The following is a 25,186-nucleotide window of genomic DNA, read 5'->3' on the forward strand; positions in this document are numbered from 1 at the left end:
GGATATGAGAACTATAAATGGTAGTCAGATTTCTTAAGGAGTGGAAAACGTTGAGTAAGCATCATTACTTTCTAGCAGCCAAGCTACCAAAAGAAGTAAAAGAGTTTTTAAAAGAGTGGGTTGAGGCAAATAAAATAGATTTTCCATTTGCGAGATGGGTACATCATGAGGATTTTCATATAACCTTAGCATTTTTAGGCTTTGCTGAAGAAAACATGAAACAAGAAGTTATTGAAACTATGGCACAGGTTTTAATAAATGAAAATCCACTTACTTTAACACTAAATAAAATTGGTACCTTTGGGCCGCATAAAAAACCCCGTATATTTTGGGCAGATGTAGAACAATCCGAGGAATTAAACGAAGTTCAAAAAAAGGTCTATCGCCAGTGTACGAATATCGGCTTTCAATTAGATAAAAAACCGTTCCGTCCCCATATTACATTAGCTCGCAAATGGCAGGGCGAGGAAGACTTTGATATCGCAACGCTTACTAACTTCGATGAACGACTTTCATTTACGATCGATGAAGTTATTCTTTATGAGACACATTTAGATAGAACACCTAAATATTATGAATATGCTCGCTTTTCCTTAGGTGAAGGGCTTTAAAAACGAAAAAAACATTAAGAGGTATGGTTAACAAAAGAACCATACCTTTTTTAACTAGCTCGCTCTCGTGTATAATAGGTATAAGTAGATTGAAATTGCATTGATTTTAATAGGCAAAAATAGGAGTGAAGGCACCGATGTTAGAATGGATTTTAATCATAATTCTTGTCGCGTTTCTCGTGTACCGTTTAACACCAGCAAGGGGAGTTAAAACAATCACGGCACAGGAGCTAAAAACAATTATAAATGATCCGGATAAGGTATTTGTAGACGTAAGGTCCCCGCTTGAATATAATGCGCAGCATATTCAACAGTTTCAAAATATCCCACTAAAATCGAAATTTAAGGATTTACCAAGGGATAAAGAAATCATTGTGATTTGCCAAACGGGTATAAGAAGTAATCAGGCTTGTAAAAAATTAAAACGACGTGGCCATACGAATATTACAAATGTTCGTGGCGGCTTAAGTAACTGGAATTTTAAAGGAGGAAAATAACATGAAAGAGATTACACCACAAGAAGTGCAACAGCGCTTAGAAAATGGAGAGGCTCTAAACCTAATCGATGTACGTGAAGTTGATGAAGTACAAGCTGGTCATATTTCTGGTATAACGCATATTCCACTAGGGTTACTCGAATTTCGCACACATGAATTAGATAAAAACAAACCATATATTATGGTTTGCCGTTCAGGTGGACGCAGTGGCAAGGCAACGGAATTTCTACAAAACCAAGGCTTTGATGTAACGAATATGAGTGGTGGCATGCTTGCCTGGGAAGGTAATGTAGAATAGTATCTTTCTTTTCGCATACAAAGTAGTTTTTAGAAGGTCTAATTCAAAGTTCTTTTGGATTAGGCCTTATTTATATTCTACAAAAGAAATTTTGAAAACTATCACTTACGGTGAATAATATAGTTCTTTTTTTAATATATTTAAAATAAAGGAGTGATGAAATTATGAGAATTCCTGCCTTACCTCAAACAAAGGATATTGAGTTTAAAAGAAGAAGACTGTTGTTCAGGCTGCTTCGACAAATACTTTCAAAAAGAGCTGTTAAAAAGAAACCCTTCGTTCGAATTCCACCAAGAAAATAAAAGCTGTTCTTAAGTCTAAAGACTTTGAACAGCTTCATCCCTAGATTATCTTCTATATTACTACGCTTTGTTCACTGTTTCAGATACTTCATTAAGTAAAAAGACATCTAATCCAGGTCCAACTAAATATAGCTCATGCATAGCGCGGGTCAAGGCAACATACAAAAGCTTTCGGTCGATCGCTGTATCGAAATAGGGGATATCGAAAGCTGCGATAATTACCGCATCAAACTCCAGCCCCTTTGCCAAGTGACTAGGCACAATGAGAAGCTTTGCATCGCCTAGCGCGGATTCTTCATTCAGCATTTCAGCAGGAACTCCAGCGTTATTTAATAGCCGTGTATAGTTAGCTGCCTCAGCTGTAGTTTTACAAATAAGAGCAATGGATTTGTGTCCATTTTGACCAATTGATTGATAGATTTCACTGATTTTCTCAGGGGCAAATGTATCGCCCTGTACAAAGGTTGGTTCCTGGCCGTGTCGAACAACGGGCTCAACTAATGGTAAATCCTCGTCCATTTTCATGAGAATTTTGTTTGCTACCTCCATAATCTCAATGGTCGTTCGATAGCTTTTTTGCAGGGTAAAGTAGTTTGCACGGGGAAACAGTTCAAGTAAAGAATCCCATTCTGTTAAAGAACGATAGCTGTGAATTCCCTGTGCTAAGTCACCAACCATTGTAAACATGTCTGTCTCCAGACCATCCTGTAGAGCAGCTAACTGAAATAAACTATAATCCTGTACCTCGTCAATAAAGACAACTCGCATTTTCCACTGATCAGCAATGCCTTTGACTTTGGCCTGTAAATAATAAATGGCCGCTAGATCCTCTAATGCCCATTTTTCCTTTGCGTGGGTTTGCAAAAATTTCTCTTGCTGCTCAAAGGTCCATTCAGGTGCAAGCTCTTGTAAAAGCTGACGGTCAGTCAAAAGCTTGCGATACATCTGTTTGATCTTCGCTTTTTCAAACCGCTTCATATAAGTAGTTGCAGTAGATTTAGCTTCAGCTGTAATTTTAGGAATGCGTTCATCCCGTTCGTCGATGAATTTTGTAACTGTTTCACGTCTTTTGTCGGGATCTCGTAAACCGCTTAATGCTTTTCCAATCATATCCTCATAACGGGTATTTAGAGATGTAAGAACAGCTTTTGCTTTTCGTTTTACTTCGGTTTGAACAATCTTCTTAATGCGTTCAATACGTTTTTCGATCGGCATGTAAGCAAATTCCTCTAGGAACAGCTTCTTCAAATGACTGCCACGCATTATCCGATATTTTTCTATAAACACATCCTCATTAAATAAATCTGCTAGATCGTGTTCATGTGTTTTGATATAACGGTTTAACAATTCCCGGTAAAATAAGGAGCCCTTTATTTGAGGGATGTTGAAAGCGGGAAGTGCATCAAGGCCTTCTTCAACGATTGTTTCAAGCTGTTCATTCGGGTTTTGTAATTTTAATTTGGTGCCTGTAGCATTTTGGACGTATTCAGCATAGGTTGTTTGGCAAATTTGCTCCACACCTAGCTCTGGTAAGACGTCTCCAATATACTCGATAAACAATTTATTGGGTGCTAAAATCATTAGCTGCTCAGGGTTAAAATGTTCGCCCATTGTATATAGGAAGTAAGAAATTCGGTGAAGAGCAATGGTGGTTTTTCCACTTCCTGCAGCTCCCTGTACAAGTATCGGTTGTTTTAAATGGGCGCGAATAATTTCATTTTGTTCTTTTTGAATGGTTGCTACAATCTCGGTCAATCGTACATCGGCTTTCCCCGAAAGTGCTTCCTGAAGGAGGTCATCATTCGTTGTTAAATCAACATCCTGGAAGCTTAACAGTTCACCATCTTCAATTTTATATTGTCGTTTTGAAAATAAGTGCCCTGTAAAAACCTCATCACGGACAGGGTAGGAAATTTCGCCAAGTCGACCGTCATAATACACATTGGCCACTGGAGAACGCCAGTCCACAATAATAGGCTCGAAGGTTTCGTTATGAAAAAGAGAGGTTTTACCGATATATAAAAGCTCCTCAAGCTCTCCAGTTCGTTGGAAATGTATCCGAGCAAAATAAGGTTTTTTCTTAACGGCTTCCAAACTTTCTTTTTGATTTAAGGCTAATTCAAAAAAACGAGAATTCGTTAAAATATTGATATAGCTATCACTGGAATCAATATATTCAAGATTGGCCATCGATTCCTTAATCTTATCTTGCACAGCCTTTAAATCTCTCTGTGAAGCCTCAAGAAGCTCGCTCATATAATGCTTTGTGTACTCTAATCGTTCACTTTCTTTTTGAAAATCAGGATGCTGGATTGTGTTTTGTTCACCTTGTTCTGCCACTTTAGGTCAAACCCCCATTCATTGTGTAATAACGTACAAAAAAAGCTAGATATTTATCTTACTAAATTTTCCTACTGAAGTGAAGTTTTGTATAATGTTTTTTCAGATAATTTAAAAATAAATGTTGAAATAACAAAAGCCACTTCCATCTTCAAAAACATGGAAACGGCTTGTTTTATTTAATACTTAAAATCAAGCAAAGATAGCCACTTAAAACAATGAATATACCCATCATAAAAGTCATGATTGCTGGCATCTTCTTTAAAAAGGAAAAAATCATCAGTACTAAGAATAGAAGAGTTAGAACTCCTAGCATAATCGCTGTTGCATTTGGAGCAAATTGTACACTCATATTTTGTTGAATCTGCCCCTGGTAAATGTAGCTGAATAATGGTGATACATTGTTGCCCGAAATAGCTGTTTCTCTCGGTGGCGGCTGTTGTCCTAATGCAGCAGTTACAGAAAAAATGAGCAGCATAAAAATACTTTCGGCCTTTGTCCAAGGCAGGGGATTGAAGCTTGCTTCTCTTTGAACCTTCTTTTTAATAAATAGACTATTAATCGCAGCAAAAACTACTAATGGAATGATTAATAAATGCTTCATTAACAGCATTTGCCCATAGGAAATTGGCCAGGAATTTGTATAGTCCTCCACAATGATGTCCATCAAAAGAAGACCGCTTACAATTGTCGCCGTAAAGCATAGTAACGCAACAGGCGTGAACCATTTTAAAAAGCTTGCCCAGTTGGAATGATTTTTTGAAAACCAACTAACGATAATCAGTACACCAACCCAAACAGCTACAGCAGTAAAATGAATGGTATCACTTACAAATCCCAGTAATTGATTGTAAGAGCTAGCGTGACTCGACCAGCCTAAAGCTAGTATCAAAAGAAAAGTGAGCGCTATAGCTATCGCACAGTAAAACCTGTTAGCCCGATCATCGAAAAGAGCGATGAAAAGGAATAAAATAATCGAAACAATAAACGTAAATAACCAGGCTTTACCTACCTCAAATGTAAATAAAACAGATTGCAGTGTATCGGCTAAGCCCATGTTCGGCACTAGGTAGAACAGAATTTGTAGTACTGGAAAAAAAGAAAAGAGGGCGAGTCCAATTGTAGAAAGAAGCAATGCCCATTTCGGTACAAAAATAGAAGGCCGTGCTGATTCAGGTACTATTGCTAAAATGAAGCTCCCCATTAAAATAGCAAAGCAAAGATATACGATTGTCTGACTTAACATACCTAACATATCCATAATTATTGCTTCCTCTTGGCGAAAAAGATGAAGCTACCGATAACAATCAGAATAAGCACGCCAATAAGTGATGGTGCTAGATAGGACTTTTTTTCAACAGGTTCACTCTCAGCTAAATCCACTTCAGCAGCAGACTCTGATTCACTTGTAGCTATACTAAGGTCTGCATCGGTCACTTCGACATCTACTGCGCCATCTTCAGTATTTTCGTTTGTTTGTGCTGTAGGTAAGTCCATTTTAAAGGGTACTTCTCCCTCCATGACATGGCCATCAGCACCGATAATAGTCCAGTTAATAACGTATTCTTCATTTTCTAAAGGAGTAGAAAGGGTACCAGTCAATATAGTGTTAGTTGCTGAAATATGATCGATTGATATAGATTCGCCTGCCGTATTTTGAAGTGTGAAGGAACTATTTTGTTCAATTTTTCCTTCAAAGGTTAATTGAATTTCATTTAATTCCTCAGTTATTACTTCACCAGATTGTGGGGAGGAGCTTTCAATATGTGTATGCGCAAATGCATTATTTACAAAAGTAAATAAAAAGATAAAAGAAACGATTAGGAATTTTTTTAGCACAAAAAAACCTCCAAATTTATAAATTCGGTTAAATTGTAGCATATTTCCTTTGATAAAAGCCTTTAAGAAGGGTTTAAGGTTAGGGACTTGTATAGGGCTTTCCAACAATCCTATGAACTTTTTTAGCAGCAAAGGAGATTAGAGGTTGAAAGTATATGAATATGGAACTTTAAAATAAGACTATAAATTGCCAAGAATCTTTACATGAATTTAATTATTTGAGTGTGGTTTGTTAATTTTGAACTGATACTATAGAACTTAGATAGAGTGTTATCAAGAATGGTTATTGTAAAAATTCAGGTTAAAGGAAGGTCTTGTTATGAAAATATATGCTCACCGCGGATATTCTGCGAAGTATCCTGAAAATACTTTAGCTGCTTTTCGAGCTGCAGCTGACTTACCAATTGATGGGGTAGAGTTCGATGTGCATTTAACAAAGGATCAGCAGGTTGTTGTTATTCATGATGAATCCATTAACCGTACCTCTAACGGCCAGGGCTTTGTAAAAGATATGACACTACAAGCGTTACGCGGATTTGACTATGGTGGCTGGTTTAGTAAGGAATTTGCCGGTGAAACCATTCCTACTCTTAGTGAAGTATTAACTATTTTCCGTGATACGAACCTTCGAGTAAATATTGAGCTGAAATCCGATATTTTTGCTTATGCTGGAATGGAGGAACTAGTACTGAAAGAGGTTGAAGCACTAGGAATGCAGGAGCAGGTTGTAATCTCATCCTTTGACCACGAAGCAGTAGCTCGAGTAGCTGAACTTGCTCCAAATATTGAGAATGCTGCACTATTTGTTAACACAATATTAGAGATAGTTGAATATCAAGAAAAACTCCCTGCCAAGGCTTTGCATGTTTCATTACCCTCTGCACTTCGTCGACCTGTACAAGAGGCTATCCAAAGGGGCTCTGTAGTACGTGTTTGGACAATTAATGAGGTGGAGCATGTGATATTGCTTGTAAACAGTGGTGTAGAAGCTATTTTTACTGATGAACCAGAGAAGATGATGGTGTTTATAAAAGAGAATAGTGTAAACGTGTAAGATATCCACGAAAAAAAGCGACCATTCCATATAGATGAAGGTCGCCTTTTTTCACCACTTTGCCTGATGTGCCTCGACACACCCGAGCATTTGCTGAATTAACAGTGTAGAGCCATCGTCAAGTTTGATTTGGCCGTTAAAATAGCCTACCAATTGCTGGTTATTGGATTTCACTAGTTTTTTATCCATTTCTCCATAGTGCTCAAAGAATGGATGGAAGGTTAGCATGGCGGTATCTGAGAATTTTGATGTGATATACCAAGGCTTCAAGAGATTGGAAGAATCATAGTTAAATAGCACATCTTCATGGATTTTCGTCATATGTCCATTGACGAAAACGGCATTTTCCGTCATCCCTGTTCCATCAGTCCATTGTCCACCGAAGTTTAAGCCGATTCGTTGATCGCGGACACGCTGAGAGGCCATGGCTCTATTCCACTTAGCTTCGCGTGGCCAAACACCTCGACCGTAATCAAGAACTCCATAGCAATCTTCCTCATTAAAATGATAGAGTCGATTTCCGAGCTTCACAAAGCCTGATGTCGGTAAAGTATGGTGTTTTGCGGTAAATTGGAAGGTTTGACGATTCCAAGGAACGACAACGTTTAATGTATCATCCTCCTGTGGATGATGGATGTTCAATTCTGCTAGAAGGGGCTCACTATCAAAATTGTCAGAGGTAACCTTTAAATAGGTTTGGTTTTGAAAATACGTTATATTAATATGAATCTCATTATTTTTGAACTCAATAGGCTCTAATACTCTAGTTGGCATTTTTAACTTGCTTCCGATACCAAGAGGAATTGTTATGATTTTTTCAAAGAAGCGCTGTGTTTCGTACTCTAAGAAGTTCACAAAGCAAACCGCAGCATAATCTAAATGACAAATTGATATAGAGAACAAGATTTCTTCTCCATAGATGTACCAATTATTCCACTTTTTCTTTCGTAAATAATGACCAGATAAGTTGCAATCGATGATAGGTTTACGAGCAAAACCAATAGCCTCTGGATTCAAATTGCCTTTTTTATCACAAAGCCTTGTTAGTTCAGTTATTTCTCTTTCAGCGTGCTGCGTCAATTCCAACATCCTCTCAATCAAGTTATCTAGTATAAGTATCTGTTCCATTGAAAGTAAAATATGATTTTTATCTAGTAAATATATCAACCCTCAAGTATTTGTAATATTTTTAATATAAAATTTCTCTCTCCAAAAATGTGAATTAGTTTTATTGTAGCAAAATCTAAGCAGCATTTCTTTAGACATAGCAAATTATTAAATAATTGTCACAATTATCCACTGAGTATTCAAAAATACGAAAGATGCGCAAAAAACTGCATAGAATGAAAAAAAGGAGGTTTATCAAATTCCGACTTATTATAATCGTAATGCTGTTGTTGAGTACGCAAGAGCGTGGTGGGATAAGAAAAACCCGGAATTTCCCGCATTCTTAGTGGATTGCACAAACTTTGTTTCACAATGCTTGCTTGCAGGTGGCGCGCCGATGACAGGGGCACCAAACCGTGGAAGCGGTTGGTGGATTACAGATGGGTGGAGAAGTGGTCATAATACGGATGGTCACTTTTCAAAAGAAACGTGGAGCTATAGCTGGTCTGTTGCACATAGTTTTCGTTGGTATTTGGAAAATGCGAGGTCAGGTCTTACGGCAAAGCGAGTAGAAAACCCTTCAGACCTGCAAATTGGTGATGTTATTTGCTACGATTTTCAAGGCAATGGTGTTGTGGATCATACAACGATTGTGACGAGTATGATAGACGGTGTTCCATACATCCATGCCCATACTGCTGACAGTGCGGATCGTCATTATGACTATTCCAACTCATTAGCTTATACGCCTAATATTCGGTACTACTTCTTTAGAATAGATGATATGTTTAACTAAAAGGTTTACTTTGAATTCTCCGTTGTATAAAAATGGGAATTGCTAAGTATATTTTAAATGTACGAAATATATGTTAAGGTTAATTGAGAGGTTAACATTACTATAGTTCTATATTTAGTTAATTTCTTTAAGGAGAGAAACAAATGGACCAACATTCTTTATCTATTCGCGAAGCAATAATTGGGAGACGTTCGATTAAAAAGTTCAATGGTCAACCAGTTGATCGCGAAGTATTACTACAAATTATCGATGATGCAGTTTGGGCACCAAATCATAAAAATAGAGAACCGTGGCGACTAGTAGCAGCATGCGGCAAAGAGATTTTAGAATTACACAAGCTTCTACGAGATACGGCCATTCCTAAATGGAAAGAGCTTTCTGAGGATGTACTAGAAAAACAAATGCAAAAATTCACTTTACCGGGGGCATATGCATTTGTGATTGTTCCAGAAGATGTCCGTCAAAAGCAAAGACTAGAGGATTATGCTGCAGCAAGTATGTTTATTCAAAACATTCAATTACTTGCTTGGGATTATGGAATCGGCTCCTGCTGGAAAACTCCAGATTTCCTTGATGCTCCAGAATTTCGTGAAGCACTTGGTGTAAAATCTGGCGAGCGAATTATTTCTATGCTTCAAATGGGATATTACGATGATATTCCTAAAGCAGCAGAACGCAAAAAGAGCGATGAGATTGTCTCGTTTTTTGGAGAAAGTGAAAGTGAAATCGAAGGCTTATAAAATATAATGGTAAAGCTTATCCAGAGTATGCTTTGGGTAAGCTTTTTCTTTTGGATAATTTATAGAAATTTCAGTTTATTTAACTTGTATTTTCATTCTATTGTATGTATATTTATGATAAAAAGGTGATTAATATGCAAATCGAGCTTTCGAAAAATGCACTAGTTATTCACAACATCATGTTACAAGCATATCTAGAATACGAACAAGCTGGAGTACCCTCAAGTGCGTCAAAGGAAACTATTGATACTGTTCAACAGGATTTAGAAAACGGCGCAACAGCATTTATTGGCTATGATCAGAATGGGAAACCCGTTGCAGCTGTACGATTTCAAGTAATTGAAAATGTCATGCACTTTTATCGATTATCTGTACTGCCTGAATGCAGGGGAAAGGGCTTTGCAAAACAATTATTAAAGGCGCTTGAGGTATATGCAAAACAAAATACAGTACGAGAAGTGCGCTGTAAGGTAAGGAAAAATGTGGAACGAAATATCCGATTATATACAAATCAGGGCTATCAAATATTTGAAGAAGAAACTACTAAGCTTATAAATGGCGATGATACTATAGTGGTCTCGATGAAAAAAGAAGTAAATCAGCTTATTGACCTGTTAAGCTAGCAGATATAAAAACTATAAACTCTTCTATTAAGTTAGAAAGCTTGTAGTTTTTTTAGTTTATTCGTTTATGAGAATCTATTTAAGAGCGGGAGAATATGTATTGTAAAGAGAGGAAGCCCTTAGTTTATACAGATTGTTAAACACTGTTGGTTCATTGTTTACTAAGTGTCCATTTCGGTAGGACAATAATTCATGTAAATTAATAGTAATTCAAGAAGTCTAGCTTTTAAATAAGTTTATTCCACACAAAGGGGTGCTGTAGTGTGACAGTTGAACAAAAGGTAAAAGAGTTACATCATTTTATAAGTGGCGAATTAGTAGAGGGTGCAAGTGGACGATTTTCTAATGTGTATAATCCCTCTACCGGGGAAGTGATTGCACAGGTTCCTTTAGCGACAAAAGAGGAAGTTCAGAAAGCCATCGAAGTGGCCCAAAAAGCTTTTCCTGCTTGGAAAAACATGTCCGTTGGAAAGCGTGCGGAAATAGTTATGAAGTTCAGGCAGCTTGTGAAGGATAATGAGGCGGAGTTAGTTGAGATTATTTGCACTGAAAGCGGAAAGACGCGTGAGGATGCAAAGGGAGAAATCACGCGTGGCTTAGAATCAGTTGATCTTGCCATTAATGCACCACATTTATTAAAAGGGGAGTATTCAGTCAATGTTGGAGGTAATATCAATGCCTTTTCAACAAAGGCTCCTTTAGGTGTAGTTGCAGCAATTTCTCCATTTAACTTCCCTGTGATGGTGCCCTTTGCTCAAACAAGCATGGCAGTCGCTGTAGGGAATTCTGTTATTCTTAAGCCTTCTGAAAAAGTCCCCATGTCTGCTCTTTTCTATTCAGAGCTTTGGAAAAAAGCAGGGCTTCCAGATGGCGTTTGGACAGTGATCAATGGAGATAAGGAAACGGTTGATGAATTGTTAGCAAATCCAACTGTTCAAGCTGTATCTTTTGTTGGTTCAACAACAATTGCTGAATATATTTATCAAACAGGAACGAATTATAACAAACGGGTTGCAGCCTTAGGTGGCGGGAAAAACTTTATGATTGTTATGCCAGATGCAGACTTGGAAAAAACGGCCAATGCTTTTATTGGAGCTGCATATGGGGCAGCCTCCCAGCGTTGTATGGCGATCTCTGGAGCGATTACAGTTGGGAAAGAGACGGCAGATAACTTTGTCGCAGTCCTAAAAGAAAAGGTTGAAAAGTTGAAGGTGGGTCCATATACAGAGGATGATGTGGATTTTGGACCTGTTATTACAAATCAGTCAAAGGAAATGGTTGAGGGATATATAAATCGAAGTATTGAAGAAGGTGCGAAGGTTGTTGTCGATGGACGTAACCCTAGCATTTGCGAAACCTCAAACGGATTCTATTTAGGGCCAACCTTGTTAGATGAGGTGACTCCTGCGATGGAAGTGTACCAGCAAGAGGTGTTTGGACCTGCTCGAATTGTAGTGCGAGTGGAAACCTTACAGGAAGCGATTGAGCTTATAAATGACCATGAATTAGGAAATGGGGTTACTATTTTCACGAATAATGGTGCAGCAGCTCGTAAATTCCAAGAGGAAATTGAAGTTGGGATGGTCGGTGTAAACGTACCAATTCCAATCCCGGTTGGCTATTATAACTTTGGTGGATGGAAGCGTTCGAAATTTGGAGAAGGCTATATGTTCGGCCCAGATCAGGCGCGTTTCTTTACTAAAGTAAAAACCATTTCAGAAAAATGGCTAAGTGTAGATGATGAAACAACTACATCCTTTGCCTTTCCAAGTAACGAAAAAGACCAATAATGTCCTAAGATGTCTAGAAGGTTGTCCTATCAACTTTTTAGATATCTTTTTTTTTGCTCTTATTTTGAATTATCAGATATTTATAGCTAAACTGCTTGAGTTCTATTAAAATATAGTTAATTTAAAAAACGTATAAATAGCGTATGGCAGGTATTTTGCTAGAGGAGGGATAAGATGAACAAAACTTCATTGCAAATCAATGATATTCTCACCAATATACACTTTAAACAGGCCGAGTTAGTAGCCGGATTTAATGGAGCTCAAAATCCAATTAAATGGGTGCATGTACTGGAGGTAACGAATGCTCAGAAGCTATTGAAGGGGCAGGAGCTTATTTTAACGACTGGTGTTAGCTTTAAGCAAAATTCAGAAATTTTCCTGCAATTTGTACAGGGGCTAATTGAAACAAATTGCTCTGGTCTTTGTATTGAATATGGAGATTACATACAAAGTATCCCGACCGAAATCCTTGCACTGGCAAATCTACATCATTTCCCGATTATCGTCTTTCATGAAGAAGTACGCTTTGTAGAAATTACACAAGATTTACATACCCTCATCATTAATCATCAATATTCTAAGATGACTCAACTAGAAAATTACTCCCAACTTTTAAACAAAGAAATATTATCTACACAAAATGCCGAGCAGCTCTTAAAAATCCTTTATAACTTTTTGCAAATTCAAATCATTTTTGAGGTTGAAGGACAAGTTGCTATTTTCTATCCTAATATGACGAAAAAGCAAAGAGAGCTTCTTTTAGAAAAGAAGAAATGCGTTGCTACCTCCTCTCAATTTACAATCTATCCAATTTATTTATTTGAACATAATTATGGTGAAATTACACTTCATAGTGAAAATCGTGAAATTACAGAGTTTGAAATGTTAATTTTAGACAGGACTGTTACGGCATTGGCCCAAGTATTGCTTCGAAATTTATATGTAGAAGAAAAGAAGGGCATGGAGGATGCGAAATGGTTGGAGGAATGGTTGGAAGGGGGCCATTCAGAAGAGGAGGTAAAGCAGTTTATATTATCTGAGTGGCCAAACTTTAAACAAAAAGAAAGCGCCGTTCTAGTTATTTCTCTACCAAGAAACGAAAAAAACAAGCAATTGGATAGCACTTATTTTAAATTATATTGCCATGCAACCTTTGACAAGAAAGGCTTTTATCCCTTCGCAATTCAAAAAAAGTATAGTTTGATTTTAATCTTACTAAATCGGCAGGATGGGATTCCTATGAAGGAAAGACTGCGGGAATGCATTCAAAAACTTGAAACATCGGATTTGTTGATGGGACAAGAATTTGCTGTAGGTAAGTTTGTCACAGACTTAACAAAGATTCATGAAAGCTATCAAACTGCTTTAGATACTTTGTATATTTCCAGAAACCTAGATTCTCCCTCCTGTTTTTATGATGAGTTATATGTTTTTCATCTTATTTATAAAATGCAAAAGCATACAAATTTAGAGGAAATGATTCGAGACTATCTTCAGCCCTTAGTGGATTTCGAAGAAAAGCATGGGGGAGAGCTACTTGAAACGTTAGAGGTATATTTGCAATCGAATGGATCGAAGCAGGAAACGGCAAAGCGATTATTTATCGTACGCCAAACCCTATATCACCGTTTAAGGAGGATTGAAAGCTTAATAGGGAAGGACTTCATGAACGGGCAAAACCGTCTTGTATTAGAATTTATGCTCCTAGCACGAAAGTTTACGAGGAAAATAAAATAAACTGGTGTGTCGTATGATAGTTTTTACGAAATGTATAAAAAAACTGGTTTTGTTTTACATTTTGTTACATGAAATGGAGCTCTTTTTTCTTCATAATATTTGTAAACTAAGCGTTTCAAAGAGGTAAGGAGAGACGTTTACCTCAAAATGAAGATAGGAGAGTGACTGGGATGTTGGATACTACTTTAGGAAAAGAGTTACTAGAGAAGGACGAAAAATACGTTTGGCATTCAATGAAGCCCTATAACCCAAATGCAACTCTAGTAGTTGAAAAATCAAAAGGTGCCCGAATTACTGATGTAGATGGCAAAGAGTATATAGAAGCAATGGCTGGATTGTTTTGTGTAAATGTAGGCTATGGGCGGGAGGAGCTTGCAAGGGCTGCTTACGAGCAAATGGTTGTCAATCCATATACGCCACTGTCCCAAGGGCATGTGCCATCCATTAAGCTTGCTGAAAAGTTAAATGAAATGCTAGGTGGAGATTATGTTATCTTCTTTTCCAATAGTGGCTCTGAAGCAAATGAAACGGCCTTTAAGATTGCGAGACAGTACCACCAACAAAAGGGAGCTGCATCTCGTTTTAAAATTGTTTCTCGCTATCGTGCTTATCATGGAAATACAGGAGCAGCATTAGCGGCTACTGGGCAAGCAGAACGTAAATACCGGTATGAGCCGTTATCACCTGGATTTCTTCATGTTGCACCACCTGACTCTTACCGAAGTAATGAAGATAGCTATACCGATAGCCTTGAAATCCCGAGTGTAAAAGAGGTCGATCGAGTGATGACTTGGGAATTTAGTGAGACGATTGCGGCAATGATTCTAGAGCCCATCATAACTGGTGGAGGAGCGCTGGTACCACCAGAGGGTTATTTAAAAGGAATTGAAGCCGTATGTAAAAAGCATGGTGCATTGTTAATTGTAGATGAGGTAATCTGTGGCTTTGGTCGAACTGGTAAGCCCTTCGGATTTATGAATTATGGAGTGAAACCAGACATTATCACGATGGCGAAAGGCCTTACAAGCGCTTATCTTCCGCTATCTGCAACGGCTGTGAAACGAGAAATCTATGAAGCCTTTATGGAGAGTGGGGACTATGACTATTTCCGACACGTCAATACATTTGGGGGTCATCCGGCATCATGTGCATTAGCCTTGAAAAACCTCGAAATAATGGAAAAAGAGCAGCTGTTTGAACGTTCTGCACTAAAAGGTGAAGAAATGTTCATTTCACTACAAGCCCAATTAAACACACACCCATTAGTAGGGGATGTACGTGGAAAAGGCTTATTAATAGGAATTGAATTAGTTAAAGATAAAGCAACAAAAGAGCCACTAGAGCTCGAATATGTAAACAAAGTAATTGCGATGTGCAAGGAAAAGGGAGTTATCATAGGGAAAAATGGGGCTACAGTAGCTGGATACAATAATGTGCTTCTATTATCTCCACCCCTAAGTATTCCTGATGAAGATATAGAAATCGTCATTAACACAATTGTAGAAGCAATTTATCATTTAAATAAATAAGGAAAAAGCAGAATGGCAAAAAGCTATTCTGCTTTTTTTAGCTAAGTGAGGCAAGACTATTCTTAGATTTATTATGACAAATGTCGAATTATTTCCCGAGAAATGTTTTATTTTGCGAATTGAATCGAATAGAAATCGATTTTTCAATTCAGTTATGGATGTTTTAGATAGGAATGATAAGTATTTTGGTGCGATTGTCTAAAAATTTGTCGATTTCGGATTCATTGTAAGCTTTCACAGCTGTCACAATTTGCACATTGAGTACGTACAGATGTATTAAACACTGTACTTATAAAGAGTCAACATATGGAGTTAGTAACTAGATAGTTTATTACAAACTATAACAACGGCGAAATAAAAAATCATATGAATGCAGGGTACAATGAGGGAAGCCTAACAATATTTAGACAAAATGAGTTTTTATTTAACTTGATAAGGTCTGAAATCCAAGCTACTTAGCTTAAGGTTTTTACTTTTAAATTTCTATTTTTAATTTCTTTATATTTGGCAGCGACTTTTTCATGAATTGGATGTGCTTTTGGGATACCTAGATATTTGGAGATGACAAGATGGATATCATATTTTTCTAGTTCCTCGTTAAGCTTTACTGCTTCTGGGTCTTTGATGTAGTCGAAGTGGAGAGCAGCAGCAATGGCCTTTGTTAGATTTGAGATATCCATACCGAGCTCATAAGCTTGAACAGTTGGTTTCACAAGGCGATCGTTGATAGATAGTTTTCGAAGTGGGGACCTACCTACACGGACAATTTTATCCTTCAAATTGGGGTTTGCGAAACGATGCAGTATCTTGCGGATATAACGCTTATGCTCTTGTTCATCTAAATCATATTTTTCAATTAGCATCTCACCTGTTTCATTCATTACTTTTTGTACTTCCATCGATAATTGTGGATCCTTCATAACCTCTTGGATTGTAGAGTAGCCCTTCAAATAGCCAAAATAGGCTGCACTACAATGAGCGGTATTTACGGTGAAAAGCTTTCTCTCGATATAGGCATCGAGGGAATCGACAAATTGGACGTCTTGGATAGTTGGGAGTTTTTCTTGTAGCTGGGAGCTTTCAATTACCCATTCAAAATAAGGCTCTACCGTAACTTCAAGCGGATCCTTATGATACTGTACAGGGACGATACGGTCTACTGCGGCATTTGGGAAGGCTACAAATTGTGAAGCCTGTTCATGCATTGATGCTGGAAGATATGAATAGACATATTTTTTTAACTTGGAGCTTGCGCCAATGATGTTCTCGCAAGCGATAATGTGGAGGGGATTTTTGTTGTTTTTAATGATTCTTGCTTTAATTCCTAAGGCAATATTCTCAGCGATTGTAGGTAGGTTCGATACACCAAGGGCAGTGGTAATAATTTTCGCATCGACAATTTTTTTTACGACTGACAGGGTATCGTCTGTAGAAACAGCCTCCACATTTTTAACGAGTATACGATCTTTTGTTTCGTTTGCAATGGTGATAGGGTACTCTTTTCTAAGATTGAATTGTTCAATTTTTGTTTGGCTACGAGTGACAAAACAAACGTCATAACCAGATTTAGTTAAGATAAGACCTATAAATCCTCTTCCGATATTGCCAGCACCAAAGTGAACTGCTTTAGGCCTATCAATATTAACATCATTCAAGTGTATCACTCTCCTTTTTAGGGTTAGGTTGATCACACAGACACGGGCTATGGAGTTAGCTAGGATATCTGCCAATTTGGGTTGGAAATCTGCCAGAAAGCAGAATTTATCCGCCAACTATTTCTTTATTTCCGCCAATTAGTAGTAATATCCGCCAATCCGTTTATTTACAATCCAACTTAACTTGAATGCACTTTTTGTTGTACAAGCTCAGCTAATTTTTCTAAATCATAGTTTGTTAGAGATTCTATTGTGTGATGACCTTCGCTAAAAGGAAGTTGGTTTGTAATGTCATTTTTGATAACAACTGTAGGTATGCCTGCTGCAACTGCTGCACGTGCACCATTAGGGGAGTCTTCGATGGCGATGGCTTCACTAGCTTCAACACCGAGTTTTTCTAAAGCTTGTAGGTATAATTCAGGGTCAGGTTTTACATTTTTAACAGTATCTGCTGTACAATAACACTCGAAGTAGTCTTCGATACCATGTAATTTTACGAATTTATCGATCCAGGTACGTTCGGAGCTGCTTGCTAGCCCAATTTTTAAGCCTTGTGATTTGGCTGTTTCGAGTAATTGAAGAATACCTGGACGTACTCGTTCCTTAATCATCATTTCAGTATGCTGTTGTTGGACTAGCTGTTTGAATTCCTCTAAATCTATTGGAAGATTGTGATGAGTTTTTAAATGCGTGTACGGGTTAAAGGAATGGAGGCTCGTTCCGAGACATTGAGAATATTGCTCTAGGGTTAAATTAACACCGTGGGTTTTATAAGCATCTCTAAAGGTTATATACCAGGCAGTTTCCGTATCAATAATGGTTCCATCAAAATCAAAAATAAGTGCTTTTATCATGGACATTTCTCCTCTCGAATTTTCATGATATATCCTAATAATTAGAAATATTAGAATATTGATTATTACCTTAACATGTATAAAGATATCATTCAAGGGCTTGCTAGAGTGAAAGAGCTGATTTTGCTAGAATATAAATTTGCTATAAATCCCAATCTTATCTAAATGAAAACGCTATTATTTAATAAAGGAAAAAAGTTTCGAATGAATCTTTTTACCTATTGTCATTACTTGAGGATGTAAAGGTTTGAATGGGGTTTTAATAGCCAAGGCTTGAATTGAAAATATCCAATCGCTGTCCCAAATTGGATGGTGATTTTTCAGTAAATTATAAAAGGGAAAAGAGAGAAGTTTGTCGAATTTAGATTGTGAGTAGTAAGGTGGGGGTTAGAAAAGTGGAGATTAAGTTAATAAAAGCAACTGCAGGTGATGTACTGTTGCTTCATGATGTTCAAACAAGAGCATTCCAGCCCTTATTAGAAAAGTATCTAGATTTTGAGACGAATCCAGCGAATGAACCAATTAATCGTTTGTTTGAAAAAATACAATATAGTTCATTTTTTAAAATCGTAGTGGACCAAAAATGTGTGGGTGGCATCCGTATAGTTAGGAAGAATGCCAGCTATTGGATTAGCCCAATATTCGTGCTGCCAGAGTATCAAGGGAAAGGAATTGCACAGCAGGCAATCGAACAAGTTGAACAATCTTTTACCAACTATAACACTTGGGAGCTGCATACGATTTTATAGGAAATAGGGAATTGTTATCTATACGAAAAGTTGGGATATGAGCGAACGGATTTTGAACAAATTGTTAATGATAAAATGACTTTAATTGGCTATAAGAAAACGAAACAATAATGGGAATAGTAGTGAATGGAAAGCTTTAGATTTTTTGGGGGATAAAAAATGACTGTTCAAACGAAATTAGCATCACAACTAAATAGAAAAGACGAGCGTCCAAATATTGAACTTGCAATTGAACTGATGGAAGTTAATCATATTGAAGGGATACAAGAAATAGTTGAAAATCTAGCGAATCCTAATAAGCGAATTAAAGCAGATTGTATTAAGGTTGCCTATGAAATCGGAAGAGTTAAACCAGAATTAATAAATGACTACGCAGAGATTTTTATTGATTTGTTAAAGGATTCCAACAACCGATTAGTATGGGGAGCAATGCAAGTATTGTCTACTCTCACAGAAATAAGTTCGATTGCATTGATGAAGCATCTACATACCATTAAATGGGCTGTTAAAACTGGATCAGTAATTACAACCGATAAAGGAATCCTCACTCTAGCTAAACTAGCCATGTTAAACGAACAAAATCACGAGCGGATATTCCCGTTTCTAATCGAGCATTTGAAAAACTGTCGTACTAAGGTAGTCCCTCAGCATGCAGAAAGTATTTTATTGGCTATTACAGAGGCATCTAAAGAAGATCTTTTAAATGCTCTGAGGGAACGTGAGCCATATATGACCAAGCCTCAGGTAAGAAGAATACAAAAAATATATAGGCAAATAGCAGAATAACAAAAAGGTTGAAAGGGGATTACACTATGAATATCAGACAACAGCTTGAGCAGTACAAACCCTCTAATCCGCAGGAAGGGAAGGATCAAGAAATCATTCTTCGTTATATGGACACTTTTGATAATCTATTTACTCGAGAAAATGAATTTGCTCATTTCACAGCATCCGCATGGCTTGTAAATGAAGAGCGTACAAAGGTGTTAATGGCATACCATAATATTTATAATTCCTGGTCTTGGGTAGGAGGGCATGCCGATGGAGATACGGATCTATTACATGTAGCATTAAAAGAGGCGAAGGAAGAGACAGGCCTAGAAAATGTTAGACCTGTATCGGAGCAAATCTATTCAATTGAAATTTTAGGTGTACCAGCACATGTGAAAAAAGGCAAACATGTGGCAACCCATGTTCACTTAAATGTCACGTATTTGTTGGAAGCAAGCGAAAGTGATTTAACCTTTATTAAACCTGATGAGAACAGTGATATTGGCTGGTTTGAATTAGAAAAAGCAATCGAGATAAGTACAGAACCAGAAATGAAGGTCGTGTACCAAAAATTGAACGAAAAGCTTGGCGTACATACGATTTAATAGCAATTTTATATAAATGAGATGGCTTCAGCATTTTTGATGGAGTCATTTTTTGTGGCATAAGAAAATAAGAGCTTGCACCTTTGCTGGTCGAGTTTTACTTTTCTTATGCTTTTTTCTAGTTAAAGTAGCTAAAATATGGCGATTGATTTGTCAATCTTACACAATGTCAAACGATTCTGAAAACTATACAATAGCCATATGTTATGAAAAGTACAAAACTAACGTCAGGAAATGTAACATATATTGAGCTGTAAAATTTAACGTGAAAATTTTATCGAGGGAGGGGTTGAAGTGATGGTAATTGAAAAAGAGGTCGTTTTGTTTCAAGGGGTAGATAAGGTCTATAATACGGGAACTGTTGCTTTGAATCAGTTGAATTTATCGATTAAAGAAGGAGAGTTTATAAGTTTTTTAGGTCCTTCTGGGTGTGGGAAGTCAACGGCACTAAGGATGGTTGCTGGTTTAGGTGAAGCTACACGAGGGACGGTTGAGGTCTTTGGGAAAAATCCGAAAGATATTATTGAAACTTCAAATGATGTCGCGTTTGTTTTCCAGGATGCCAACTTGCTTCCTTGGCGAACGGTGCTAGATAACGTATTGCTTCCTCTTGAATTAAGAGGTTCAGATAAAAAGCGTCGAAAAGAAATGGCAATCAGTGTATTGGAAAAAGTGGGTTTGAAAGATCATTTAAAATCCTTTCCTCGCGAACTTTCAGGTGGGATGAGAATGCGTGTTTCGATCGCTCGAGCACTTGCTGCCAAACCAAAGCTTTTACTTATGGATGAGCCATTTGCGGCTTTGGATGAAATGACGAGGCAAACCTTGCAAATGGATTTATTGAACATTTGGGAACGCGATAAGATGACGGTATTATTTGTTACCCATAACGTTTATGAAGCGGTTTACTTATCCTCTCGAATTGCAGTGATGTCTGCTCGTCCAGGAAGATTATCTAATTTAATCGATGTTGATTTGCCGTATTCCAGGGAAAGAACTACGGCGAAATTCACAGAGTATGTGGATGCTGCGTCTCAAAGTCTTGAACATAGCATGGGTCGAAAGGAGCTGGTTTAAATGACTGTTAAAACGGTATCTACGAATGCTGATGAATTAGTTAATGAGTCTAGTAAACTCAAAGTCATGAAGGGTAAACAAAAGTTTAACCTTAAGTATTTAGGGCCTATTTTAGCACTCGTGATTTTCCTATCCTTATGGCAATTCATCCCGACCCTATTAGACATCAAGCCTTTTATTCTCCCTAAACCTACTGATATCGTAGCTGCGGCCATTAAGGATTGGCATTTATTATGGCCGGCGATGCAAATTACGATTTTCGAATCGGTAATTGGATTTATTTTAAGTGCGGTAGTAGGGATTGGAATTTCAGTATTATTGGCAAGCTCGAGAGTGCTAGAGATTAGCCTTTACCCTTATGCGGTAATTTTACAAACAATTCCTATTGTCGCTATCGCTCCAATCATTGTGATTTGGTTTGGTTCAGGCTTCAACTCGATAGTGATTATTTCATTCTTAATTGGTTTTTTCCCAATTGTTTCAAATACATTAATGGGCTTAAACTCTGTCGATAAAAATATGAGCGATTTGTTCAAATTGTACAATGCGAGCAAATGGCAAACGATGGTCAAGCTAAGAATTCCAGCCGCCATGCCAATTATCATGTCAGGGCTAAAGGTTTCCTGTACTTTAGCGATTATCGGTTCTATCACTGGTGAATACATTGCCGGAATTGGCGGAGGAAAGGGTGGACTTGGCTACGCTATTACAGTAGCCGCTGTCCAGTTGAAAACACCTTACCTATTCGCTTGTGCGATTGCAGGTGCACTATTCGGTATCGTTTTCTACTTAATAGTAAGTATGGTAAGTCGCCTGGTGCTGAAATCTTGGCATGAATCGGCGATGAAGGTTGAGAAATAAAAACGAACTTCCTAGTTTTACAAACTTACAATAAAAGAGATTGTTCAGAAGGAGAGAAGCAAAATGAAATCATTAAAAACCTTAACTTTTCTAGTTATGATGATGGCACTGTTTGTAATTCTAGCTGCTTGCAGTGAAACAGAAACAGGTGGTGAATCTGCGGGAACTGAAACGGAATCTAGCTCTAGTACAACAGAAGAAGTGAGTGAAGAGACTACTGAGGTGAAGGATGTAAAGCTTGTCCTAAACTGGTTCGCAAAGGCTCAGCATGGTGGAGTATATGCGGCACAAGAAAATGGTTTGTTTGAAGAAAACGGATTGAATCTAACAATTGAACCAGGTGGACCTCAAGTATCCTCTATCAACATGGTTGCTTCAGGAAATGCAGAATTCGGCTTAGCTCACGCTGACCAAATTGTTGTGGCGCGTAATCAAGGAATTGAGTTAGTGGCAGTTGCTACTGCGATGCAGGGTAGTCCGCAAGCATTCATGTTCCATAAAGGGCATGGAATTGAGGACTTCGAGGATTTAAACGGTCGTAAAGTTTATATTCAACCAGGTATCACGTATTGGGAATACTTAAAAACGCAATATGATTTAAGTGGAGTAGAAGAATTAGCTTACACAGGTCAACATGTGAACTTCATTCCAGATGAAGAAGCAGTAACACAAGCCTTCTTAACTTCTGAGCCATACTTCATGGAACTAGAGGGTGTGGAAGTAGAAACGAAGTTGATTGCTGAAGCGGGCTACGATCCATACAATGTTGTGTTGTACGTTACAAAGGATTACTTAGAGGAAAATGAAGAAACAGTACGTGCTTTTACAAAGGCGTTTGTTGAAGGCTGGAACTTGTACGAGGATTCTTATGAAGAGATTAATAAAATCATCCAACAAGACAATCCAGATATTGAAATAGAATCTTTAAAATTCGAAGCAGAATCACAGGCTGATTTTGTTTATGGTATGGATGCTGCTGAAAATGGTGTTGGTTACATGACAGAAGAGCGTTGGGCAACATTAATTCAACAATTAAACGACTTGAAATTGTTAGATGAAGTCTTTGATGCAAATGAGATCTTCACGAATGATTATTTACCAGAATAATAATTTATGAGTAAGAGGCGTACCGTTAAATAGCGGGCGCCTCTTTACATTTACTGGGTTGTCGGGTAACCTTTTAGGTAAAATAACTGAATTGATGGAATTTTTATATAATTTAACTAAAACGTTTTGGGATATTTGGTAATTCTACCGATGAAGCGAGATATTTATTTTTTTATACTGATAAAAAGATTATCGACAGGATAGGAGGGGTTTTGTGGAGAATAATGCGTTTTTTGATGGGACATTGACTTTGCCAGCAAAAAGTGAGGGGAGATTAAGTGGAATGACCTTCGCGGTAAAGGACGTATTTGCCGTAAAGGGGCATCGGAATAGTGCGGGAAATCCTACCTGGCTTGAAACTCATGAAGCCTCGGAATCAACGGCGCCGTGTATTGAGCAACTACTGAAAAATGGAGCAGCTCTACAAGGGATGACTCATACGGATGAGCTCATGTATAGCTTGAATGGGGAAAATATACATTATGGCACGCCTGTTAACCTGGTGAATCCTAATTGTATTCCAGGTGGTTCATCAAGTGGCTCAGCTTCTGCTGTGGCAAACGGATTAGTAAGCTTTGCATTGGGTACGGATACTGGGGGATCTGTTCGCGTTCCTTCATCCTATTGTGGCTTGTTTGGTATAAGGCCAACTCATGATGTGGTTTCTTTAGAAGGGGTCATACCACTAGCGCCAAGCTTTGATACGGTGGGTTGGATGGCGAAGGATATCGAAACCCTTGAAGCGGTTGGAGAAGTGCTACTGCCAGAAACGGAATTGAGCGAATTTAGCAGGTTTTTCATGGAAGAAGCAACGTGGAGCCTGCTTGCCCAAGAGGATCGAGAGGTATTGCTATCGGCAGTACCAAAGGAGCTTCTGATTGAAAATGTTAATTTTGATATAAAGGAGTTAACTAAATGGCCTCAAATATTTAAATATATACAGGGTGTTGAGGCTTGGAGGGCACATGGGGAGTGGATTCGGGAAACAAATCCTACCTTTTCGCAGGCGATTGATGGACGATTTAAAGATGCGAGTAAGCTTGATGCTTCAGGGTATCAAAATGCAGTTAGTTACAAGTATGAAATTGCTGAATTTATGAATCAATTATTAAAGGATACTGGCGTGCTAGTCCTTCCTACTGCCGCCTCTGTTGCTCCTGTAAAAAATGCACCTGCTGAATCAGTTGAATCAATTCGTGCCATGACCATGCAATTAACGTGCATTGCGGGAATTGCAGGCTTACCGCAAGTAACAGTACCAGTTTTTAGAGAGGATGGTATGGCCATAGGTCTGTCCTTTATTGCTAGCAAGGGTCAAGATCGTTCGTTGCTTAAATTTGTACGTCAGTTTTTTGGAGGAAACAGCCATGAATCTAGCAACCATTAACTATGAAAATAGTGAGCAGCCGGTTTTGCTTTTGGAAAAGGGGGCTGTCCTCATTAAAAATATAAATGAGCATACTGGAATGGTGCTTCCTTTAACGATGGAGGGTCTAGTTGAGCTGGGTGCTGTAGCAGCATTAAAACAAGCTGTAGCAGGTCTTGTGGAAACAGATTGGATTGAAATTCCCAAGCTTGGAAGCGAAGAGCTCTCCTTTGTAGCTCCCTATCGTAATCCGCAGCATATTTTCGGAGTTGGGATGAACTATGTGGAGAAGGCGATCGATTTAGAGGCAACGCAAATTGAAGATGCACCAGTGTGTTTTATGAAGCCTACATCGAGCTTAATCGGGATGAATGAATTAATTGAGCTACCAAAGTTTTCAAATATTGTTACGGCTGAAGGGGAGCTGTGCTTAATCATTGGGAAGACGTGTCATGAGGTGAGTCCTGAAGAAGCAATGTCTTATGTTAGTGGCTATACGACTTCCTTGGATTTAACGGCTAAGGATATTCATGCGCAAAACCCAAGATTCGTTCAAATTTCTAAGGTGTTTAAATCATTCTTTAGCTTTGGACCGCAGATTAAGCTATTAGATGGAGATGAAAGCTTAATAGAGCTTATTGTACAAAGCGTACATAACGGAGAAGTTAGTGCTGAAAACTCTGTTAGTAACATGATGTATACTCCGGAATTTATCGTTTCTTATATTTCACAATTTGTTATTTTACAGCCGGGAGATTTAATTATGACGGGGACTCCTGGTTCGTTTGTATTGCATAGCGGGGATGAAGCTGGGTGCACGATAGCTGGTTTGCTAGATTTGAAGAATCGAGTTTTATAGGGGATTAAAAAGGGGGATG

The 25,186-nt window shown here is 38.0% G+C and carries 24 protein-coding genes; 18 read left to right on the forward strand and 6 right to left on the reverse strand.

Translation table 11 applies throughout. From position 1 onward, the window contains the following. The first annotated feature begins 50 nt into the window (after window positions 1–50). The 3 genes from thpR to LG296_RS02180 all read left to right on the forward strand — a co-directional run bounded on the left by thpR (window position 51) and on the right by LG296_RS02180 (window position 1,406). The gene (thpR, locus tag LG296_RS02170) at window positions 51–611 is read left to right on the forward strand and encodes an RNA 2',3'-cyclic phosphodiesterase (protein WP_235867555.1); all 561 of its coding nucleotides are present in this window, start codon (window positions 51–53) and stop codon (window positions 609–611) included. A 137-nt stretch (window positions 612–748) separates the two neighbouring features. Beyond that, window positions 749–1,108: a rhodanese-like domain-containing protein gene (locus LG296_RS02175; RefSeq protein WP_107931572.1), complete on the forward strand. Its 360-nt coding sequence runs from the start codon at window positions 749–751 to the stop codon at window positions 1,106–1,108. Between the two features lies 1 nt (window position 1,109). Then, window positions 1,110–1,406: a rhodanese-like domain-containing protein gene (locus LG296_RS02180; protein ID WP_107931574.1), complete on the forward strand. Its 297-nt coding sequence runs from the start codon at window positions 1,110–1,112 to the stop codon at window positions 1,404–1,406. 362 nt (window positions 1,407–1,768) lie between these two features. Here LG296_RS02180 and helD read toward each other — a convergent pair whose 3' ends face one another. From helD to LG296_RS02195, 3 genes are all read right to left on the reverse strand, one after another. Continuing rightward, the gene (helD, locus tag LG296_RS02185; protein WP_181417949.1) at window positions 1,769–3,964 is read right to left on the reverse strand and encodes an RNA polymerase recycling motor HelD; all 2,196 of its coding nucleotides are present in this window, start codon (window positions 3,962–3,964) and stop codon (window positions 1,769–1,771) included. A 259-nt stretch (window positions 3,965–4,223) separates the two neighbouring features. Then, on the reverse strand, window positions 4,224–5,309 hold the full coding sequence (locus LG296_RS02190; RefSeq protein WP_107931576.1) for a copper resistance D family protein: 1,086 nt from the start codon (window positions 5,307–5,309) through the stop codon (window positions 4,224–4,226). A 2-nt stretch (window positions 5,310–5,311) separates the two neighbouring features. Then, window positions 5,312–5,887, reverse strand: coding sequence for a copper resistance CopC family protein (locus LG296_RS02195; protein WP_181417945.1), 576 nt, complete (start codon window positions 5,885–5,887; stop codon window positions 5,312–5,314). A 319-nt stretch (window positions 5,888–6,206) separates the two neighbouring features. Here LG296_RS02195 and LG296_RS02200 point away from each other — a divergent pair, with 319 nt between their 5' ends. Beyond that, window positions 6,207–6,941, forward strand: a complete 735-nt coding sequence (locus tag LG296_RS02200) for a glycerophosphodiester phosphodiesterase (protein WP_107931580.1) — start codon at window positions 6,207–6,209, stop codon at window positions 6,939–6,941. A gap of 51 nt (window positions 6,942–6,992) precedes the next feature. Here LG296_RS02200 and LG296_RS02205 read toward each other — a convergent pair whose 3' ends face one another. Then, a complete protein-coding gene (locus LG296_RS02205) occupies window positions 6,993–8,021 on the reverse strand; it encodes a DUF2804 domain-containing protein (RefSeq protein ID WP_107931582.1) in 1,029 nt (342 codons plus the stop codon). Window positions 8,022–8,307: 286 nt separating this feature from the next. Here LG296_RS02205 and LG296_RS02210 point away from each other — a divergent pair, with 286 nt between their 5' ends. The 6 genes from LG296_RS02210 (at window position 8,308) to LG296_RS02235 (ending at window position 15,263) form a co-directional block, all read left to right on the forward strand. Beyond that, the gene (locus tag LG296_RS02210; protein WP_107931584.1) at window positions 8,308–8,844 is read left to right on the forward strand and encodes an amidase domain-containing protein; all 537 of its coding nucleotides are present in this window, start codon (window positions 8,308–8,310) and stop codon (window positions 8,842–8,844) included. Between the two features lie 143 nt (window positions 8,845–8,987). Further along, complete coding sequence (locus LG296_RS02215) at window positions 8,988–9,584, forward strand: nitroreductase (protein WP_107931586.1); 597 nt, start codon at window positions 8,988–8,990, stop codon at window positions 9,582–9,584. 104 nt (window positions 9,585–9,688) lie between these two features. After that, complete coding sequence (locus tag LG296_RS02220; RefSeq protein ID WP_107931588.1) at window positions 9,689–10,207, forward strand: GNAT family N-acetyltransferase; 519 nt, start codon at window positions 9,689–9,691, stop codon at window positions 10,205–10,207. Between the two features lie 263 nt (window positions 10,208–10,470). Continuing rightward, window positions 10,471–11,997 carry a CoA-acylating methylmalonate-semialdehyde dehydrogenase gene (locus LG296_RS02225; RefSeq protein WP_107931590.1) on the forward strand — a complete coding sequence of 509 codons (1,527 nt, stop codon included), beginning with the start codon at window positions 10,471–10,473 and terminating at the stop codon, window positions 11,995–11,997. A gap of 174 nt (window positions 11,998–12,171) precedes the next feature. Next, window positions 12,172–13,734 (forward strand): PucR family transcriptional regulator, encoded by a 1,563-nt coding sequence (locus LG296_RS02230; RefSeq protein WP_107931592.1) that lies wholly within the window; start codon window positions 12,172–12,174, stop codon window positions 13,732–13,734. 170 nt (window positions 13,735–13,904) lie between these two features. After that, the gene (locus LG296_RS02235) at window positions 13,905–15,263 is read left to right on the forward strand and encodes an aspartate aminotransferase family protein (RefSeq protein WP_107931594.1); all 1,359 of its coding nucleotides are present in this window, start codon (window positions 13,905–13,907) and stop codon (window positions 15,261–15,263) included. Between the two features lie 455 nt (window positions 15,264–15,718). Here the strand turns inward: LG296_RS02235 and LG296_RS02240 are convergent, their stop codons facing one another. Then, the gene (locus LG296_RS02240) at window positions 15,719–16,918 is read right to left on the reverse strand and encodes a mannitol-1-phosphate 5-dehydrogenase (RefSeq protein WP_235867554.1); all 1,200 of its coding nucleotides are present in this window, start codon (window positions 16,916–16,918) and stop codon (window positions 15,719–15,721) included. 179 nt (window positions 16,919–17,097) lie between these two features. Then, window positions 17,098–17,772 (reverse strand): HAD family hydrolase, encoded by a 675-nt coding sequence (locus LG296_RS02245; protein ID WP_404427336.1) that lies wholly within the window; start codon window positions 17,770–17,772, stop codon window positions 17,098–17,100. 395 nt (window positions 17,773–18,167) lie between these two features. Between LG296_RS02245 and LG296_RS02250 the strand changes: the two genes are divergently transcribed. From LG296_RS02250 to LG296_RS02285, 8 genes are all read left to right on the forward strand, one after another. Then, window positions 18,168–18,521 carry a GNAT family N-acetyltransferase gene (locus LG296_RS02250; RefSeq protein WP_404427337.1) on the forward strand — a complete coding sequence of 118 codons (354 nt, stop codon included), beginning with the start codon at window positions 18,168–18,170 and terminating at the stop codon, window positions 18,519–18,521. 159 nt (window positions 18,522–18,680) lie between these two features. After that, window positions 18,681–19,307 (forward strand): hypothetical protein, encoded by a 627-nt coding sequence (locus LG296_RS02255; RefSeq protein WP_404427338.1) that lies wholly within the window; start codon window positions 18,681–18,683, stop codon window positions 19,305–19,307. Window positions 19,308–19,333: 26 nt separating this feature from the next. After that, window positions 19,334–19,897, forward strand: a complete 564-nt coding sequence (locus LG296_RS02260) for an NUDIX hydrolase (protein ID WP_404427339.1) — start codon at window positions 19,334–19,336, stop codon at window positions 19,895–19,897. Between the two features lie 297 nt (window positions 19,898–20,194). Beyond that, entirely contained in the window at window positions 20,195–20,974 is a 780-nt protein-coding gene (locus LG296_RS02265) for an ABC transporter ATP-binding protein (RefSeq protein WP_404427955.1), read from the forward strand. Next, on the forward strand, window positions 20,975–21,835 hold the full coding sequence (locus tag LG296_RS02270) for an ABC transporter permease (protein ID WP_404427340.1): 861 nt from the start codon (window positions 20,975–20,977) through the stop codon (window positions 21,833–21,835). A 63-nt stretch (window positions 21,836–21,898) separates the two neighbouring features. Continuing rightward, window positions 21,899–22,942 carry an ABC transporter substrate-binding protein gene (locus LG296_RS02275; protein ID WP_404427341.1) on the forward strand — a complete coding sequence of 348 codons (1,044 nt, stop codon included), beginning with the start codon at window positions 21,899–21,901 and terminating at the stop codon, window positions 22,940–22,942. 214 nt (window positions 22,943–23,156) lie between these two features. Next, window positions 23,157–24,329, forward strand: coding sequence for an amidase (locus LG296_RS02280; RefSeq protein ID WP_404427342.1), 1,173 nt, complete (start codon window positions 23,157–23,159; stop codon window positions 24,327–24,329). Then, window positions 24,310–25,167, forward strand: a complete 858-nt coding sequence (locus LG296_RS02285) for a fumarylacetoacetate hydrolase family protein (RefSeq protein WP_404427343.1) — start codon at window positions 24,310–24,312, stop codon at window positions 25,165–25,167. Before LG296_RS02280 ends, LG296_RS02285 begins: the two co-directional genes overlap by 20 nt. Window positions 25,168–25,186 lie beyond the last annotated feature (19 nt).

This window comes from Ureibacillus chungkukjangi, from assembly GCF_044795995.1.
GTDB classification, from domain to species: domain Bacteria; phylum Bacillota; class Bacilli; order Bacillales_A; family Planococcaceae; genus Ureibacillus; species Ureibacillus chungkukjangi.

Excerpts from the sequence above, each read along its gene's own strand:
- LG296_RS02215 (WP_107931586.1), top strand. The coding sequence starts at position 8,988 with ATGGACCAACATTCTTTATCTATTCGCGAAGCAATAATTGGGAGACGT.
- LG296_RS02200 (WP_107931580.1), top strand. The coding sequence starts at position 6,207 with ATGAAAATATATGCTCACCGCGGATATTCTGCGAAGTATCCTGAAAAT.
- LG296_RS02285 (WP_404427343.1), top strand. The coding sequence starts at position 24,310 with ATGAATCTAGCAACCATTAACTATGAAAATAGTGAGCAGCCGGTTTTG.
- LG296_RS02270 (WP_404427340.1), top strand. The coding sequence starts at position 20,975 with ATGACTGTTAAAACGGTATCTACGAATGCTGATGAATTAGTTAATGAG.
- LG296_RS02190 (WP_107931576.1), bottom strand. The coding sequence starts at position 5,309 with ATGGATATGTTAGGTATGTTAAGTCAGACAATCGTATATCTTTGCTTT.
- LG296_RS02265 (WP_404427955.1), top strand. The coding sequence starts at position 20,195 with ATGGTAATTGAAAAAGAGGTCGTTTTGTTTCAAGGGGTAGATAAGGTC.
- LG296_RS02245 (WP_404427336.1), bottom strand. The coding sequence starts at position 17,772 with ATGATAAAAGCACTTATTTTTGATTTTGATGGAACCATTATTGATACG.
- LG296_RS02180 (WP_107931574.1), top strand. The coding sequence starts at position 1,110 with ATGAAAGAGATTACACCACAAGAAGTGCAACAGCGCTTAGAAAATGGA.
- LG296_RS02175 (WP_107931572.1), top strand. The coding sequence starts at position 749 with ATGTTAGAATGGATTTTAATCATAATTCTTGTCGCGTTTCTCGTGTAC.
- helD (WP_181417949.1), bottom strand. The coding sequence starts at position 3,964 with ATGAGCGAGCTTCTTGAGGCTTCACAGAGAGATTTAAAGGCTGTGCAA.
- LG296_RS02235 (WP_107931594.1), top strand. The coding sequence starts at position 13,905 with ATGTTGGATACTACTTTAGGAAAAGAGTTACTAGAGAAGGACGAAAAA.
- LG296_RS02275 (WP_404427341.1), top strand. The coding sequence starts at position 21,899 with ATGAAATCATTAAAAACCTTAACTTTTCTAGTTATGATGATGGCACTG.
- LG296_RS02230 (WP_107931592.1), top strand. The coding sequence starts at position 12,172 with ATGAACAAAACTTCATTGCAAATCAATGATATTCTCACCAATATACAC.
- LG296_RS02255 (WP_404427338.1), top strand. The coding sequence starts at position 18,681 with ATGACTGTTCAAACGAAATTAGCATCACAACTAAATAGAAAAGACGAG.
- LG296_RS02260 (WP_404427339.1), top strand. The coding sequence starts at position 19,334 with ATGAATATCAGACAACAGCTTGAGCAGTACAAACCCTCTAATCCGCAG.
- LG296_RS02220 (WP_107931588.1), top strand. The coding sequence starts at position 9,689 with ATGTATATTTATGATAAAAAGGTGATTAATATGCAAATCGAGCTTTCG.